The sequence below is a fragment of the Caballeronia catudaia genome (assembly GCF_001544755.2).
GTDB classification, from domain to species: Bacteria; Pseudomonadota; Gammaproteobacteria; order Burkholderiales; family Burkholderiaceae; genus Caballeronia; species Caballeronia catudaia.
The window spans coordinates 184959-200085 of record NZ_FCOF02000001.1 but is presented as its reverse complement, the minus strand read 5'-3'; the positions used below and the strand labels follow the sequence as shown (position 1 = coordinate 200085).

The following is a 15127-nucleotide window of genomic DNA, read 5'->3' as shown; positions in this document are numbered from 1 at the left end:
AATTTCTAATTTTTAGCGTGCACGCATCGGCCACCTTTTTGGGTGACCTGCCTGTAGCGCTCGGAACGATGTAATCCTTGTTGCACCGCCTTTTTCTTTTTCGACGGGACCAGCAGTGCACCTGACGAAGATGCTGCTGACGCGCTTGGGGAATCAAGTTTGCCCATAGGCTCCGATACGCCCGACGAAGCATCGGCCTCATCTAACCGGCCCATCTCGTAGTTAGCCGGAGTCGCAGCGGGATACACGCGGCCTTCCCTGGCCTCGCTTGAACCCGAGTCTGTTCGAGATGATTGGTCCGTGACGGGATAGACGTCGATAATGTAAAGATAGAAAAACGCGAAGGTGATTACAAGAATCATAAGGCCAGCCACTGACGACTTGAAATACAGCTTGCTTGATTCTCTGCTCGTTTCTGCAGTTAGCTCCGTCGCATCCGTGAGCAGCTTTCGCTCACGCCACGAGAGCGCAAAAACAAAAGCGAGCTGCAGACCCGCCAAGATGATACCGCCCCACGTCATCCCTACAACAAGTCGGAGAATCTCATCACTCTGCGTCTGTGCCTGCTCATAGGCCCCCCTCCGCACCTCCCATTCGGTACGTGTGTACGCGTAGATAGACTCGCGGTAACAAAATTCGGATACCTGCCTGAGCGTGTCAATATCCGCCGTTGACTGGCCCAGTCTCGTAAATGACCGACCGTAGCATTCGTTAAGAGTCTTTATAGCGACGTCCATCTGGCCCAGCGCAAACGGGCGCGCGGTGACCGGCGTGCTCGCCACGTCCTTAGCGTCGGCCTCATCTAATCGTCCCATCTCGAAGAGGTTCGCCAGGCTCGTTGGCTTTGTCGCGGTCTCGCACTGCGCGAGCGGTAGGCTGCAAAGGCCAATGCAAAGCGCAAGTGCCTGCATTAACGGTCTAAAAACTGGCATCGTTCTTCTCGGTCAATCAGCCATCCCTTGTGTCGGGCGCACGGTTCGGACAGGTGACGCTTTCACTGTTTAACGTGTATCGGACGCGGACCGCAAAGGAAGAGCCGCTCGGAGCATCCTTGCGATGCCCTCCCTTTCTCAGTCGCTTGTTCCAGCGCACCAGCACTTTTTGCCTCTAGGAGTGCCGGCGGGCAGCGGGCAACGAGTTCGCGGTCCAACACACCAGACTGTCACAGGTGCTGCCAAAACGCCTACTGTTGCTGCGGGGGCCGGGGCCGTGGCGGGCGCAAAGTCTATGGTTGGGGCCGGGGCTGCCGGTCCGCTCGGAAGTGGGGCTTGGACTGGGGCTGGGGCCGGGGGTGGGCGTGGAGCTACGGCTTGAGCTAGAAGTACGGCCGGGGCTGGGCGTACAGCTAAGGCTCCAGTTTGCTGCAATGAATCGTTCGGCGGGCCTTCTGCGAAGACGGCTGTTGGGGAGAGCATTCCACCGAGAGGCACACAGACCAGAGACAGTCTTATCAGGTCCACGATAGCCCTCCCGCAAGCGCGAACGGATTTGGTACGGCTGCCAAAGGTTCATGGTAGGCCATCGCGCCAACGATTCGTTGCGAGCCGGTCATTTTCCAATGGCACCTTGATTACAAACCTAGGCAAACTATCAAGAAAATCAAGGATGGCCTTGTCTTAGTAATCGTTCCAAGCCAAGCCTCTTAATTGGATTCTCGGCACCGTCCGGTGCACGTCGCTCGATTAGCGCGATGCCTAGGGAAAGCATGAGCTAACAGCCTACAGAAACGAGAATGAGAACACCTCGAAGACGCTGGCCGTTTTTTTTGCGATTCGGATAACGTGTATCGCCTGCTGTTTAGCCGCAAATTACCGTGAGACCGTCTTGCTACTTGCCTCTGGTTTAGAAACGCGTCGGAACGTCGAGTAATTGCGGTACGCCAAATGCTGTTTGGCGTGGCAACTAGCGTGGAAACCAGCACGGTAGCGCATCACCACTGCTACCCTCCGGGAAGACGCGCCCTTTTTTGGACTCGGAAAACGGGCCTGATTAGCTTTCTCGCCCTGCGACCAACGAAGGCAATTGCGGCGCGCGGCGTATTGGTGCGAAAACTGTTTGCGACACCGTGGAAACTCGTGGAAACCGAAGGCCCGCAAAGCGTTTCCGCGATACGGGCCTTTGTGCATCCTTACGCTACCTCTTCTGGCTCTTCCTGTTCAAGCGGCTCGCACGAGTCCTCTCGTTCCTCCCGAGATGCAGACAGAAGGCGTCGCACTTCGCGGCGAGCCTCGCCATTGTTGGAGCGTGGCACCTCCCGAAACTCGCCGCGTGACTCGTCCCATTGCGATGACTCGCGCTCGTCCGTCTCACGAGAGTAGGTCACTGCCTCAGGCGGCGTTGGGGATGAACCTCTATACACAGGATAGGAGTTCGCATCGCCATCCTCGACGGAATTAACCTCCGCAGCATTGGCGCAATCGACTTCTATAGCGAAAGGCGAGACGACCCCTATAGGCTTTGTTCTCGACTCACACTTTTGCGGTTTCGTCCAAATTCGAATCCATTCCTTGGTTCGCTTTTCATCCGAGCCAACAGGAACCGACAGCCCAAGCGCCGCTAAGACTTGTTCCGGCTTCGCTGCAACCACGTCGAGTAATGCATGCATCACGTTCGGCTCACGCATACGCTGTGGCGCATCAACGATGCATTCAAGCGCGGTCCGTGCCGCCTTTCGCCGTATGTCACCGGTTAGCCTCTTCGCAGGGTTAGCGCGGGCCAGTCCATACCTGCTTCCGACTTTGGCGTGAAAATCCGCGTGCATGGCCTGTAGGCGGCTCCGATTGCCCATGACCGCACTACCGACCATTCGCCCGGCAACTAGCGGTAGCAATAGGACATGGATATGCGGAGCGTCTTCATCGACATGCACGACCGCAGACAACACCGGGACGTCGAAGAAGTTGCGCGCCCAGGCTAACGCGTCAGCGAAGAACGCTTCCGTATCGATGCCGGAAGCTGGCGGCAGGCCGACCACCAACTCTACAGCTCGTACCGCGTCTTTGCGTAGCTTAGAAATGCCAGCCGCGCTCATTAGACTCTTGGCTAATGCGGAGACGCCGTCTGCGTCATACGGACCAAACAACACCTCATTAAGGTGCGTCCGATTAGAGTCGATATGGCTAGTCGCGCCAAGCTCGGCTTGTATCTCTCGGAGATTGTGCCGTGCCGCCGTTCGGACCATTCCGGGCTTGGACAAGCTTTTGACTCCGACGAATTGGACTCCAATCATTGCAAGCCCTCCCGCGTCGTGCGCGCCGCCATTAGCACCCGTGGCGGCAGCCAATACCGCTTTATCGGACGGGCGTAGCCAGCCTCATGCACCCAGTCGCAGTTGATGGACCATCCTAAGTCCTCAAGGGTTTGAACGTACGCCGCTAATCGCCAATAGGAAGTGCCGAAGAGGGGTTGCGTCAACCTTTCACCAGTGAGCAGACGGTCGAGCACCAGCGCTGGCAAAGTACCCGGGCGCGGCCACGTCGGCGCGAATGGGGGAAGCGGCAGGAGTTCTAGCTGTTCATGTTCGCCGTTATAATCGAGCATAGGATAGATGGCGTCCAAAGAACCCGATTCAGCTTGGCGGCGGTCGGGTTTTTTCATTGGCCTTCCTCCTCACCGAGCAGGCGCTTGATGTCCGCCACTCGCCAAGCAAGCCGCCCATTGATGCGGATTGGTCGGATTGGCCCATTCTCAAGGCACGCCCATTTGCGCAAGGTCTGTGGTTGCCGGTCAAGCGCCACGGCTGCCACATTAGTTGCACATACCGCCTGAATGCCGCGGGCCTCCAGCGCAGCGCGTACGTCTGCGCGAAGGTCGGCGAGCGAATGATGTTCGATGCTCTTGTTCAAGTTTCATCCTTTCGCCTACTGAGGGTTGACGACGAATCGTGGCTCCCTTAGTATGGCGATGATACTGTTGATGTATTAGGGTTCACCTAAGAAAACGCCCGCGACCGGCCGCTAACCTAGTCGTGGGCGTTGCTTCGTCTGCTTCATGCTGGACAGACGGAAGCGAATATAGGCGAATGCAGAATTAAAAGCAAAGCCTCGCAACGTCGCGGCCTGTCGTGGTGCAAGCGTCAATGTGGCGCGGCGAATCCAGCGTCGCCCCGCCGCTCCCAGTTGCCTCAAGAAGACACCCTTTCAAACCGCGCGTAGCTTGGGCACTTGCAACAGCTCTAGTTCAATGCCGGCCTGTGTCAGCATCCACGCCTCAATCTTGTCATGCCACATGCGCAGCAAATCCAGCGGGCGGCGGCGGTAGTGCTTTTCGGCAATGGCGCTCGGCTTATGACCTTGGATTTGCGCCACGACGCCAACCGGCACTTCGCACCACTCCGAGAGCGTTCCGAACGAGCGGCGAAGTCCATGCAAGCTCACGTGCGGCAGTCCGGCAGCGTCTAGCGCCTTTGCATGCGCGATACGCGGCTCGGCTATCTTGCCGTCAGCAGCAGCCTTACTGGCGAACACCCATGGCGGGCGCTTCCATTTCTCTCCGCGTGCCTCCATTCGCGCCAGTTCGTGGACGTTTGGCGGCGTGTCGTTTAGCCGTTTCAATTCCAACAGCAGGGAAGCGAGATAAGGCGTTAAAGGAATTGCGCGCCCCGAATCTTGTTCAACCTTGTCGGCTATGGAAAGGCTGCGCCACTGGAAATCGACATCGTCCCATGTGAGCGCGGCCATCTCCTCGCGGCGCGCACCTGTTAGCAAAAGCGCTTGCAGGTAAGTCGAGATGACCGGGTTTTGTATCTTGCGCACGGCAGCGAACCATACGGGCAATTGCTCCCGTTGCAGACAATCACCAACCTTCGCGCCAACTCGTGGCACGGCATCCTTCACGCTGCGTGCCTTGTAGGCGTCAGCCGGAATAACGCCACGGTATGCGGGAGTGTCGGATGCCCACCGGATGAACGCGCGCAGCAACCGGTAGGAAAGTGCGGCCATGGTCGGACGCTCGGCGGTTTGCGAATCGAGCCATTGCGCGATACGTTCGCCAGTAAGCTCAGACAGCTTCAGGGGGCGCAACGGGGCGAGCGGACCGGCCTGCGTGAGACCATTGCCGCGCCGCCTTTCCTTTCCGCCTTCGTCGGCGTGCTGCACATGGTCCCGATAGTGGCGCTCGCTCCAGCGCGCCTTTCGGGCCTCAAGATAGACTTCCCACGCTTCTCCAAACGTAGCATCTTGGCGGCGCGCTTCCGCTTTCCTAGCTTCTCGGGCGGCGCGCTGTTCGGCGGCTTCCTCTCTCGGGTCTTTGCCGGCGTCAATCAGTCGTTGCAGGCGGCGCGCTTCGTCGCGGGCGTCGTCAATTTTCCAATCCTTCGGCGCTCCAATCGTGACGCGCACGGTATCGCCCGACAGCTTGCCTTGGAAAATGTAAGACAGTCCTCCCGCAGCCGTTGCGCGCAGCCCCAAGCCAGACGCGCCGTTATCCCAAATGAATGATTGCGACTTGCCAGCGGGGCAGCTATGCCCGTTGACCCGCGCCGCCGTGAAGTTGACCTTTGCCATCGCCGCCCCTGAAATCCGGGTTACACAATTCTATGTAACCGCCATGTAACCGGATTATCGGAAAAACGATCAACGGAAGTCAATCGGAAAATCCGTGCAACTGTCCCGGCATGCCTTGGCTGGAGCCGATTTCATCGGTTACATACTCTCGCGTCAACACCGAGAAATGGCAACTTGCACGGACTCTTAATCCGTAGGTCGAGTGTTCGAGTCACTCACGCCCCACCACCAGATTCGAAGGGCTGCGCAACGCGCAGCCCTTTTTCGTTTCCGCGTCAAATGACATCAGCCCCCCGCACCAACAACAACTCCCGCAACACCGACCGATGACATCGCGCTTCATTCTCGCAATAACACCCCACCGAAAAGTTAGCGCTATGCGACAACGCCGCCAATAAATCCAGCGTCTTGCTCGCATCCGATTCCGCCATTTCCGCCTTGAACTTCTTCACGAACGCGCGCCATTCCTTGTCGCTCTCGGCGTGAAGCGCTTCCGTCACCAGCTCCTGTGTCGGCGACAGCACCGGATACCACACGTCATAAAAATCGCGCTTCGCGAACTCAGCCTTCGGCACCCCGCGGGGCGGCCGACGCACCGTGCCGATGCGCAATCCCTCGCCTTCCGCACGCGGCGACCCGAGCCGCACGATTCGTATCGTCATCATTGGTCTCCTTTGCCAAATACGCCCGTCAAAGCATACCCGCTGACATCGCTTTGAAAGCTCCCGCGCGCACGCTCAGCGGGCCGAGCGATCTTCCCGTATCGTTTCGGATTATTCTCCTTCCGCTTACATCCGAACCGCCGCCGTGCCCACCGAAGAACGCCTCGAAACCTCCGCCCGCAATCCCGACGCGCCGATGACCCCGCTCGAGCGCCGCGGCATGGCCGCGATCCTGCTCTCTGTCTCGCTCGCGACGCTCGACACCGCCATCGCCAACACCGCGCTGCCCGCGATCGCCGCCGATCTTCACACGACGCCCGCCGCCTCCGTCTGGATCATCAACGCGTATCAGCTCGCGATGGTCGCGACGCTGCTGCCCTTCGCCGCGCTCGGCGGCATTCTCGGTCATCGGCGCGTGTATCTCGCCGGGCTCATCGTGTTCCTCGTGGCGTCCGCCGTGTGCGCGTTCTCGTGGTCGCTGCCGACGCTCGTCGCCGCCCGGTTGCTGCAAGGCATCGGCGCTGCCGCGATCATGAGTGTCAACGCGGCGCTCATCAGCGCGATCTTTCCGCCGCATCGGCTCGGGCGCGGCGTCGGGCTGAACGCGCTCGTCGTCGGCATTGCGTTCGCTGTCGGGCCGACGGTCGCGTCGATCGTGCTCTCGCTCGGCACGTGGCCGTGGCTCTTCGCGGTCAACCTGCCCGTCGGCGTGTTCGCGCTGATAATCGCGTGGCCGTCGCTGCCGCAGACCAAACGCGCCGAACACGGCTTCGATCGCGTCGCGGCATTGCTGAACGTCGTCACGTTTGCGTCGCTGATCTTCGCGCTCGGCGAAGCGGCCCAGCGCGCGCCCGCGCGGATCGTGCTCGCCGCGTTCGGCCTCGCGCTCGTCGCCGGCATTCTGCTGTTGCGACGCGAACGCGGCCATCCCGCGCCGATGCTCCCCGTCGATCTCTTTCGCCGCCCGATGTTCGCGCTCTCGACGATGACCGCCATCTGCTCGTTCGCCGCGCAGGGTCTCGCGTTCGTGTCGCTGCCGTTTTTCTTTGAGAGCGTGCTGGGCCGCAGTCAGGTCGAGACCGGATTTCTGATGACGCCGTGGTCCGCGCTCGTCGCGCTGATGGCGCCGCTCGCGGGACGCCTGTCCGATCGGCACGCGCCCGGTTTGCTGGGCGGCGTCGGACTCGCGATTCTGTGTGTGGGAATGGTGTCGCTCGCCATGCTGCCGGCAGAGCCGCACGCGCTGGAAATCTGCATCCGCATGGCGATTTGCGGCGCGGGCTTCGGCTTCTTTCAGTCGCCGAACCTGAAGGCGTTCATGTCGAGCGCGCCGCGCGAACGCAGCGGCGGCGCGAGCGGCACGATCGCGACTTCGCGCCTGATCGGGCAAGCGACGGGCGCGGCGCTCGTCGCGCTGTGTTTCAGCGTCGCCGGCAAGCACGGGCCCGCGCTCGCGCTGTCGCTCGGTGCAGCATTCGCGGGTGCGGGCAGCGTCGCGAGCGGCTTGCGGCTCATCACGCGCAAGCCATCGAAGGCGGCCTCGGACAACATTGCGGCGGAGCCTTCGCAAAAAGCCTGACGCTCACATGCGCCGCACTTTCACCTTGCGGCCCTTCAGCTTTCCCGCGCTCAGCTTGCGTACGGCGTCATCGGCGCTGGTTCGTTCGACGGCCACGTACGTGACCATGTCCATCACGTTGATCTTGCCGATCTGCTTGCCGTCGAAGCCCGCTTCGCCGGTGAGCGCGCCGAGCACGTCGCCGGGACGGATCTTGTCCTTGCGGCCGCCGAGGATTTGCAACGTCGCCATCGGCGGCTTCAGATGACCCGGTTCCGCCGATGTCAGCTCGTCGAGCGGATGCCATTCCACTTCCTTGCGCTGCGCTTCTTCGATCGCGCCGACGCGCCCCATCTCGTCCATGCTCGCGAGCGACAGCGCCCAACCCTCCTCGCCCGCGCGCCCCGTCCGGCCGATGCGATGCACGTGCACTTCCGGATCGGGCGTCACATCGACGTTGATCACCGCTTCCAGTTGCGCGATGTCGAGACCGCGCGCGGCGACATCGGTGGCGACGAGCACCGAGCAACTGCGATTGGCGAACTGCACGAGCACCTGATCGCGCTCGCGTTGCTCCAGCTCGCCGTGCAAGGTCAGCGCTTCGAAGCCTTGCGCGCGCAGCACGTCGAGCAGATCGCGGCATTGCTGCTTCGTGTTGCAGAACGCAAGCGTGCTCACCGGCCGATAGTGATCCAGCAACAGGCCGACCGCATGCAGCCGCTCATGGTCTTCGACCTGATAGAAGCGCTGCTTGATCTTGGCGTTGCTGTGCTGTTCGGTGAGCTTGATCTCGCGCGGGTTGCGCAGGAATTGCTGGCTCAGTTTCGCGATGCCTTCCGGATACGTCGCCGAGAACAGCAAGGTCTGACGATCTTTCGGACACTGGCGCGCGACGGAAGCGATGTCATCGAAGAAACCCATGTCGAGCATGCGGTCCGCTTCGTCGAGAACGAGCGTGCGTATGGCGTCGAGCGAGAGCGTTTCGCGCTGCAGGTGATCCATGATGCGGCCCGGCGTGCCGACGACGATATGCGCGCCGTGTTCGAGACTCGCGATCTGCGGACGCATCGGCGTGCCGCCGCACAGCGTCAGCACTTTCACGTTCTCTTCCGCGCGCGCGAGGCGGCGGATTTCCTGCGTGACCTGATCGGCGAGTTCGCGGGTCGGGCAGAGCACGAGTGCCTGCACGGCGAACCGGCCTGCATCGAGTTTCGATAGCAGCGGCAGCGTGAACGCCGCCGTCTTGCCGCTGCCGGTCTTCGCCTGCGCGATGAGATCGTGGCCCGCGAGCGCCGGCGGCAGGCTCGCGGCCTGGATCGGCGTCATCGACAGATAGCCGAGTTGCTGCAGGTTCGACTGCATCGCGGGCGAGAGCGGCAGGCTGCTGAATGAAGTGTCGGTGGTCATGATTTCAGCGTGTTCCGCGCGGCGGAATTTCGACGATCTGCTCGTACGTGGCCGTGCCATCGTCGGCTCGATGGCGCTCGACATAATTGCGCGCGCCGCACATCGGACAGCGGAATAGCAGGCCCTGGCCCTCGTTCTTGATGACGACGTCCGAAGGTTGCCATTCCGCGCCGCAGGACTGGTTTCGACAGGTAAACATGATGGATTCGCGTGGAGATTCGTTCAAAGGCGAAAGTGTACGCGTGTCGCGCGTCGAAGCGGTCAATGCGCGTGTCGCGAAGTCCGCAAGAAATGCTAAAGGGGGTCGTGCTATTTTGCTTGCGACGATCCCTGGGAGCCGGCGATGACTGAAAAGCCCTATGAGACGCGGCTCGCGCGCGTGATCGCGTATATCCACGACCATCTCGACGACGCGCTCGATCTCAATCGCCTCGCGGAAGTGGCTTGTTTGTCGCCGTATCACTGGCATCGGATTTATCACGCGTTTTACGGCGAGACGGCGGCGGCGACCGTGCGCAGACTGCGGCTGCATCGGGCGGCGAATGAACTCGTGCATGGCGCGGCGCCCATCGATTCGATTGGCGAGCGGGCCGGATATGGCAGCGTGCAGGCGTTTTCGCGGGCGTTTCAGGCGAGTTACCGGATGGCGCCCGGGCAGTTTCGTAGCGCTGGCGGCGCTGCGATATTCGATTCTTTCGATGAACTTCGATCAGGAGATACGGCGATGCATCAGGTTGATATTCGCACTCAGCGTGGCTTCACCGTCGCGGCGATGGAGCATCGCGGCTCGTATATGAATATCGGGCGGGCGTTCGAGATGCTGTTTCACTGGCTCGCGGTGCGCGGGCTGGTCGATTCGCGTGCTCGCTCGCTCGGGATTTATTTCGATGATCCTTCCGCCGTCGCCGAAGCCGATTTGAGGTCGATGGCTTGCTGCGAGTTGTTTTCTCCCGCTGACGTGAAGTTCGAAGCGCCGGTGTCGCGCGTGGAGGTCGCGGGCGGGGAGTTTGCGGTGCTCACGCATGTCGGGCCATATGCGCAGCTTTGCTTCGCGTATCAGTGGCTGTATGGCGAATGGCTGCCGAAGTCGGGGCGCGAAACGGGTGAGGCGCCGGTGTTCGAGGTTTATGTCAGCGATCCGAGGGAGACGGCGCCAGCGGACCTGGTGACGGAGATTTGGCTGCCGGTTAAGGCCGTCGCCTAGACCGGCCTCGCGCGTCCCTTGAACACCTGCGCGCGATGCCAATCGATGAAATCGCCCGACGGATGATCTTCCGCGTGAACCGGCGCATTCAACTGATGGCCGTGATGCCGCAACAGGATTTCTTCGAACTGCCGCGTGGACCCGTACGCTGCATCCGACACCAGAACCCGGCGTCCGTCGCCGAGTGTGAATGCGCCGAGATCGAAAAGCTTGTGATGCATGCAGCACAGCGCGATGCCGTTCGCGACGACATCCGGGCCGTGTGCCTGATGCCATTTGATATGCGCGGCTTCGAGTCCGACCGACATGTTGCCGATGCGCACGTCGAGATTGCACAACGCACAGCGATATTCATAGGCGGTCAGCACTGCGCCGCGGAACAACGGATCGCGCCTTTGCGCGGCAGGCGTCGATATATCGAGTGAAAGTCCCGTTGCGTCGAGTATGTCGCGGTGGACGCTTTCGGGAAAATTCCGGTCGAGGAGCAGGCGCGCGACCGTTGCAATAGTGCGCGGATCTTCGTCGAAGAGACGCTGGACGTCGTCGGTGAATCGTCCCGTCGCGTTCAGTTCGCGTAGTTGCTTTTTCGACAGGTTGAATCGAAGAACGAGTTCACCGTGAATGGCGACTTGCCAGACGCGGTCGCTGCGAAGGTGCAGGAAAGGAAGCTCGGGGTAGTACGTTTGACGTTGCGGGCCGAACTCGCGCAGCAGGTCGCTCAACGTGTCGCCATATTCGGCGAACGGAACGATTCGGATATTCCGCAGGAACAAACCGAGTGCGAGAAGCACGAGCAACGGTTTATGAGGTGCGCGCTGATCGCCGCGTCGCCAGACGTTCAGCTTTTCAAAGCGATGGAGAATCTCGGCGGATGTTGCGGCGTCCATTACTGCGGCTTCTCGTTGTTCTCGACGCGCCGTAATCGCCGGTTCGATACGCGGCGATTACGGCTTCATTGATCTTGCCTGAAGATCAAACGTCGATATTCCCCGCCCGCAACGCATTACTCTCGATAAACGCCCTGCGCGGCTCGACATCATCGCCCATGAGCGTGGTAAAGATGCCATCCGCCGCGATCGCGTCCTCGATCTGCACGCGCAGCAAACGCCGCACATTCGGATCCATCGTCGTTTCCCAGAGCTGCTCGGGATTCATCTCGCCCAAGCCTTTATATCGCTGCTTCGAAACATTCCGCTCGGCATCCGCGATCAGCCACTTCATCGCATTCTTGAAGTCGTTCACGGCCATCGAACGCTCGCCGCGTTTGATCAGCGCGCCTTCACCGATCAACCCCTTGAACGTATCCGCCGTCGAAACGAGCTGCTTGTAATCCGCGGTGAGTTGAAGGTCTTCGTCCAGCACGGAAACCTTCACGTTGCCATGATGGCGACGCTTGATATGCAGCGACCGCAGTTCACGCACCTGGTCGTAGGCCGCCTCAACCGAAACTTCGGGCTTCAGCGGATCGGCACGCAACCGTTCTTCGAGCCGCTTCGCCGAAGCCTCGGCCGCTTCCTGCGACGAAAGGTCGATGACGACGCCATCCATCACCGATTCCAACGCGGCTGCGTCGTAAATACGGCTCAACCGGTCAACCACCGCCTGCGCCAGCAAGTAAGCACGCGCCAACTCGCCCAGAGCATCGCCGGAAATAGGATCGGCGCCCTCACTCGGGATCAGTTCCGACCCTTGCAGCGCGAGCTTCAACATATGCTGATTGAGCTCGTGCGCATCCTTCATATACCGTTCGTCCTTGCCCGCCTTGATCTTGTAGAGCGGCGGCTGCGCGATATAGATAAACCCGCGCTCGACGATCTCCGGCATCTGCCGATAGAAGAACGTCAGCAGCAGCGTGCGAATGTGCGCGCCGTCGACGTCCGCATCGGTCATGATGATGATGCGGTGATAGCGCAGCTTGTCGAGGTTGTAGTCGTCCTTGCCGATGCCGCATCCGAGCGCCGTCACCAGCGTGACGATCTGCTCCGAAGAAATCAGCTTGTCGAAGCGCGCCTTCTCGACGTTCAGCACCTTGCCGCGCAACGGCAAAATAGCCTGGAACTTGCGATCACGCCCTTGCTTCGCTGAACCGCCCGCCGAATCGCCCTCGACGATATAAATCTCCGACTTCGCCGGGTCCTTCTCCTGGCAATCCGCGAGCTTGCCCGGCAAGCCGATGCCGTCGAGCACGCCCTTGCGCCGCGTCATCTCCCGCGCCTTACGCGCGGCATCGCGCGCGCGCGCCGCATCGACGATCTTGCCCGTGATGATCTTCGCGTCGCTCGGCGTTTCCTGCAGATATTCTTCGAGCGCCTTCGCGACGACCTCCTCGACCGGCGCGCGCACTTCCGACGACACCAGCTTGTCCTTCGTCTGCGAACTGAACTTCGGCTCCGGCACCTTCACCGACAGCACGCACGACAAACCCTCGCGCATGTCGTCGCCGGTCGTCTCGACCTTCGCCTTTTTAGCGATCTCGTTATCGACGATGTACTTGTTGATGACGCGCGTCATCGCCGCGCGCAGGCCGGTCAAGTGCGTGCCGCCGTCGCGCTGCGGAATGTTGTTCGTGAAGCACAGCACGCTTTCGTTGAAGCTGTCGTTCCACTGCATCGCCACTTCGACGGTCACGTTCTCGCGCTCGCCGACCGCGTGGAACACGTTCGGATGCAGCACCTGCTTCGCCTTGTTGATGTACTCGACGAAGCCCTTCACGCCCCCCGCGAACGCGAAATCGTCTTCCTTGCCGGTGCGCTGATCCGTCAAACGGATACGCACGCCGTTGTTCAGGAACGAAAGCTCGCGCATGCGCTTCGCGAGTATGTCGTAATGGAATTCGACATTGCCGAAGATCGTCGCATCCGCCAGGAAGTGCACTTCGGTGCCGCGGTTTTCCGTGTCGCCGACGACGGGCATCGGCGAATACTGCACGCCGTTTTCTTCGACGATCTCACGGTTCTGCACGACGCCGCGCGCGAATTCCATGAAGTGCTTCTTGCCGTCGCGGCGCACCGTGAGGCGCAGCCATTCGGACAGCGCGTTCACGCACGATACGCCCACGCCGTGCAGACCGCCCGACACCTTGTAGCTGTTCTGGTCGAACTTGCCGCCCGCGTGCAGCTCGGTCATGACGATTTCGGCGGCGCTGCGCTTCGGATCGTGCTTGTCGTCGCGCTTCAGGCCGGTCGGCACGCCGCGGCCGTTGTCGGTGACGGAAATCGAATTGTCCGCGTGAATGACGACGTGAATGTCGTCGCAATAACCCGCGAGCGCTTCGTCGATGGAGTTGTCCAGCACTTCGAAAACGAGGTGATGCAGACCGGTGCCATCCGACGTGTCGCCGATATACATGCCCGGCCGCTTGCGCACGGCCTCCAGACCTTCGAGGATCTGGATGGACGAGGCGCCGTAGCTGTTGTCAGGCTTGTTGTCGGGTTGCGAATTTGTGTTTTCAGTCATGGAATTTTTCCGGTTCTGCGTCACTGCTTCGACACTACTTCGATAACGCTTCGATTACTGCTCGAACTTTTCAAAACACCTTAAAAACACCAAAGGGGCGAGCCGCCCCTTGGAGTGTTTTCGGTTTCGCGCGCCTTAAATGCGCATCGGCATCACCACGTATTTGAATTCCTCGTTCTCGGGAATCGTGATGAGTGCGCTGGAATTGGCGTCGCCGAGACTCACATTGAGCGTCTCGACCTTCAGGTTCGCGAGCACGTCGAGCAGATACGTGACGTTGAATCCGATATCGACGGAATCGCCCTGATACGCGATCTCGAGTTCTTCCTGCGCCTCTTCCTGGTCCGCGTTCGTGGACATGATCTTGAGCTGGCCCGGCTCGACGAGGCAGCGCACGCCCTTGAACTTGTCGGACGTCAGAATGGCCGCGCGCTGCAGCGAGCGCTGCAGCTCCTCGCGGCCGATCTCGAACGTGTTCTTGTGCGACTTCGGAATGACGCGCTGGAAGTCGGGGAACTTGCCTTCGACGAGCTTCGACACCAGTTCGACCTGACCGAAGGTGAACTTCACCTGCGTCGCTGCGATATCGATCTTCAGTTCGTCGTCGATATCTTCCAGCAGGCGCTGAAGCTCCAGAATCGTCTTGCGCGGGATGATGACTTCCTGACGCGCGAACGAACCTTCGATTTTCATCGACGAGAACGCGAGACGGTGGCCGTCGGTCGCGACCGCCATCAGCTGGTCGCCGTCCACCACGAGCAGCATGCCGTTCAGGTAATAGCGGATGTCCTGCTGCGCCATGGCGAAATACACCATGCCGAGCAGCTGGCGGAACGTTTTCTGCGGAACCGAAAGGCTCGCGCCGAAGTCAGTAGCCTGGTTGACCGTGGGAAATTCGTCCGCTGCGAGCGTCTGCAGCGCGAAACGGCTCTTGCCGGAACGCACGGTGAGGCGCTTGTCGGAGAGGTCGAGCACGACTTCGCCCGAAGGCATTGCGCGGAGAATGTCCAGCAGCTTGCGCGCGGCGACCGTGGTGGCGACCTGGTCGCTGCCGACGCCGAAATCGGCGCGGGTCGTGATCTGGAGTTCGAGGTCGGTCGAGAGGAACGACACGTCGGCGCCGTTCTTGGTAATGAGCAGATTTGCGAGGATCGGCAACGTGTGGCGGCGTTCTACGATACCGCTCACGGTTTGCAGCGGCCTTAGAAGATTATCTCGTTCGGTCTTGACCAGTTGCATAGAGTTCCTTCGTTGATGTGACGGCCTGTCTGCCGGTTTCGCCACCAGAATTGCCCGACGGACAACCTCGTAACACGCGTTGCCGGCCCCCCGCCGG

At 60.7% G+C, this 15127-nt stretch carries 13 protein-coding genes; 2 read left to right on the top strand and 11 right to left on the bottom strand.

Translation table 11 applies throughout. The features are described 5' to 3' along the window. Window positions 1-5: 5 nt before the first annotated feature. The 6 genes from AWB75_RS00935 to AWB75_RS00910 form a co-directional block, all read right to left on the bottom strand. Window positions 6-932, bottom strand: coding sequence for a hypothetical protein (locus tag AWB75_RS00935; protein ID WP_143746388.1), 927 nt, complete (start codon window positions 930-932; stop codon window positions 6-8). 1196 nt (window positions 933-2128) lie between these two features. Beyond that, a complete protein-coding gene (locus tag AWB75_RS00930) occupies window positions 2129-3196 on the bottom strand; it encodes a plasmid recombination protein (protein WP_159462761.1) in 1068 nt (355 codons plus the stop codon). Window positions 3197-3225: 29 nt separating this feature from the next. Further along, window positions 3226-3597, bottom strand: coding sequence for a hypothetical protein (locus AWB75_RS00925; RefSeq protein ID WP_061122196.1), 372 nt, complete (start codon window positions 3595-3597; stop codon window positions 3226-3228). Then, complete coding sequence (locus AWB75_RS00920; protein ID WP_087086439.1) at window positions 3594-3785, bottom strand: hypothetical protein; 192 nt, start codon at window positions 3783-3785, stop codon at window positions 3594-3596. The genes AWB75_RS00925 and AWB75_RS00920 overlap by 4 nt, the downstream gene beginning before the upstream one ends. A gap of 354 nt (window positions 3786-4139) precedes the next feature. Further along, window positions 4140-5504, bottom strand: coding sequence for a tyrosine-type recombinase/integrase (locus AWB75_RS00915; RefSeq protein WP_061122194.1), 1365 nt, complete (start codon window positions 5502-5504; stop codon window positions 4140-4142). A gap of 275 nt (window positions 5505-5779) precedes the next feature. Beyond that, a complete protein-coding gene (locus tag AWB75_RS00910; RefSeq protein WP_061122430.1) occupies window positions 5780-6166 on the bottom strand; it encodes a DUF488 domain-containing protein in 387 nt (128 codons plus the stop codon). Window positions 6167-6362: 196 nt separating this feature from the next. On the opposite strand from AWB75_RS00910, the gene AWB75_RS00905 reads away from it, so the two are divergent. Continuing rightward, complete coding sequence (locus AWB75_RS00905; RefSeq protein ID WP_061122429.1) at window positions 6363-7745, top strand: MFS transporter; 1383 nt, start codon at window positions 6363-6365, stop codon at window positions 7743-7745. A 3-nt stretch (window positions 7746-7748) separates the two neighbouring features. On the opposite strand, the gene dbpA is transcribed toward AWB75_RS00905, so the two are convergent. Together dbpA and AWB75_RS00895 are read right to left on the bottom strand one after the other, a co-directional pair. Continuing rightward, entirely contained in the window at window positions 7749-9131 is a 1383-nt protein-coding gene (gene dbpA, locus AWB75_RS00900; RefSeq protein ID WP_061122193.1) for an ATP-dependent RNA helicase DbpA, read from the bottom strand. A gap of 4 nt (window positions 9132-9135) precedes the next feature. Beyond that, entirely contained in the window at window positions 9136-9330 is a 195-nt protein-coding gene (locus tag AWB75_RS00895; protein ID WP_061122428.1) for a hypothetical protein, read from the bottom strand. Window positions 9331-9474: 144 nt separating this feature from the next. On the opposite strand from AWB75_RS00895, the gene AWB75_RS00890 reads away from it, so the two are divergent. Next, window positions 9475-10335, top strand: coding sequence for an AraC family transcriptional regulator (locus tag AWB75_RS00890; protein WP_061122192.1), 861 nt, complete (start codon window positions 9475-9477; stop codon window positions 10333-10335). On the opposite strand, the gene AWB75_RS00885 is transcribed toward AWB75_RS00890, so the two are convergent. The 3 genes from AWB75_RS00885 to dnaN form a co-directional block, all read right to left on the bottom strand. After that, window positions 10332-11222: a phosphorothioated DNA-binding restriction endonuclease gene (locus AWB75_RS00885; RefSeq protein WP_061122191.1), complete on the bottom strand. Its 891-nt coding sequence runs from the start codon at window positions 11220-11222 to the stop codon at window positions 10332-10334. The two genes, AWB75_RS00890 and AWB75_RS00885, sit on opposite strands and share 4 nt — an antisense overlap. An 85-nt stretch (window positions 11223-11307) precedes the next feature. Beyond that, window positions 11308-13791, bottom strand: coding sequence for a DNA topoisomerase (ATP-hydrolyzing) subunit B (gyrB, locus tag AWB75_RS00880; RefSeq protein WP_061122427.1), 2484 nt, complete (start codon window positions 13789-13791; stop codon window positions 11308-11310). A 135-nt stretch (window positions 13792-13926) separates the two neighbouring features. Then, on the bottom strand, window positions 13927-15030 hold the full coding sequence (gene dnaN, locus AWB75_RS00875) for a DNA polymerase III subunit beta (protein WP_061122190.1): 1104 nt from the start codon (window positions 15028-15030) through the stop codon (window positions 13927-13929). Between the last annotated feature and the right edge of the window lie 97 nt (window positions 15031-15127).

Coding starts and splice junctions, on each gene's coding strand:
- AWB75_RS00925 (WP_061122196.1), bottom strand. CDS start 3,597: ATGAAAAAACCCGACCGCCGCCAAGCTGAATCGGGTTCTTTGGACGCC.
- gyrB (WP_061122427.1), bottom strand. CDS start 13,791: ATGACTGAAAACACAAATTCGCAACCCGACAACAAGCCTGACAACAGC.
- AWB75_RS00885 (WP_061122191.1), bottom strand. CDS start 11,222: ATGGACGCCGCAACATCCGCCGAGATTCTCCATCGCTTTGAAAAGCTG.
- dbpA (WP_061122193.1), bottom strand. CDS start 9,131: ATGACCACCGACACTTCATTCAGCAGCCTGCCGCTCTCGCCCGCGATG.
- AWB75_RS00935 (WP_143746388.1), bottom strand. CDS start 932: ATGCCAGTTTTTAGACCGTTAATGCAGGCACTTGCGCTTTGCATTGGC.
- dnaN (WP_061122190.1), bottom strand. CDS start 15,030: ATGCAACTGGTCAAGACCGAACGAGATAATCTTCTAAGGCCGCTGCAA.
- AWB75_RS00905 (WP_061122429.1), top strand. CDS start 6,363: ATGACCCCGCTCGAGCGCCGCGGCATGGCCGCGATCCTGCTCTCTGTC.
- AWB75_RS00915 (WP_061122194.1), bottom strand. CDS start 5,504: ATGGCAAAGGTCAACTTCACGGCGGCGCGGGTCAACGGGCATAGCTGC.
- AWB75_RS00895 (WP_061122428.1), bottom strand. CDS start 9,330: ATGTTTACCTGTCGAAACCAGTCCTGCGGCGCGGAATGGCAACCTTCG.
- AWB75_RS00910 (WP_061122430.1), bottom strand. CDS start 6,166: ATGACGATACGAATCGTGCGGCTCGGGTCGCCGCGTGCGGAAGGCGAG.
- AWB75_RS00890 (WP_061122192.1), top strand. CDS start 9,475: ATGACTGAAAAGCCCTATGAGACGCGGCTCGCGCGCGTGATCGCGTAT.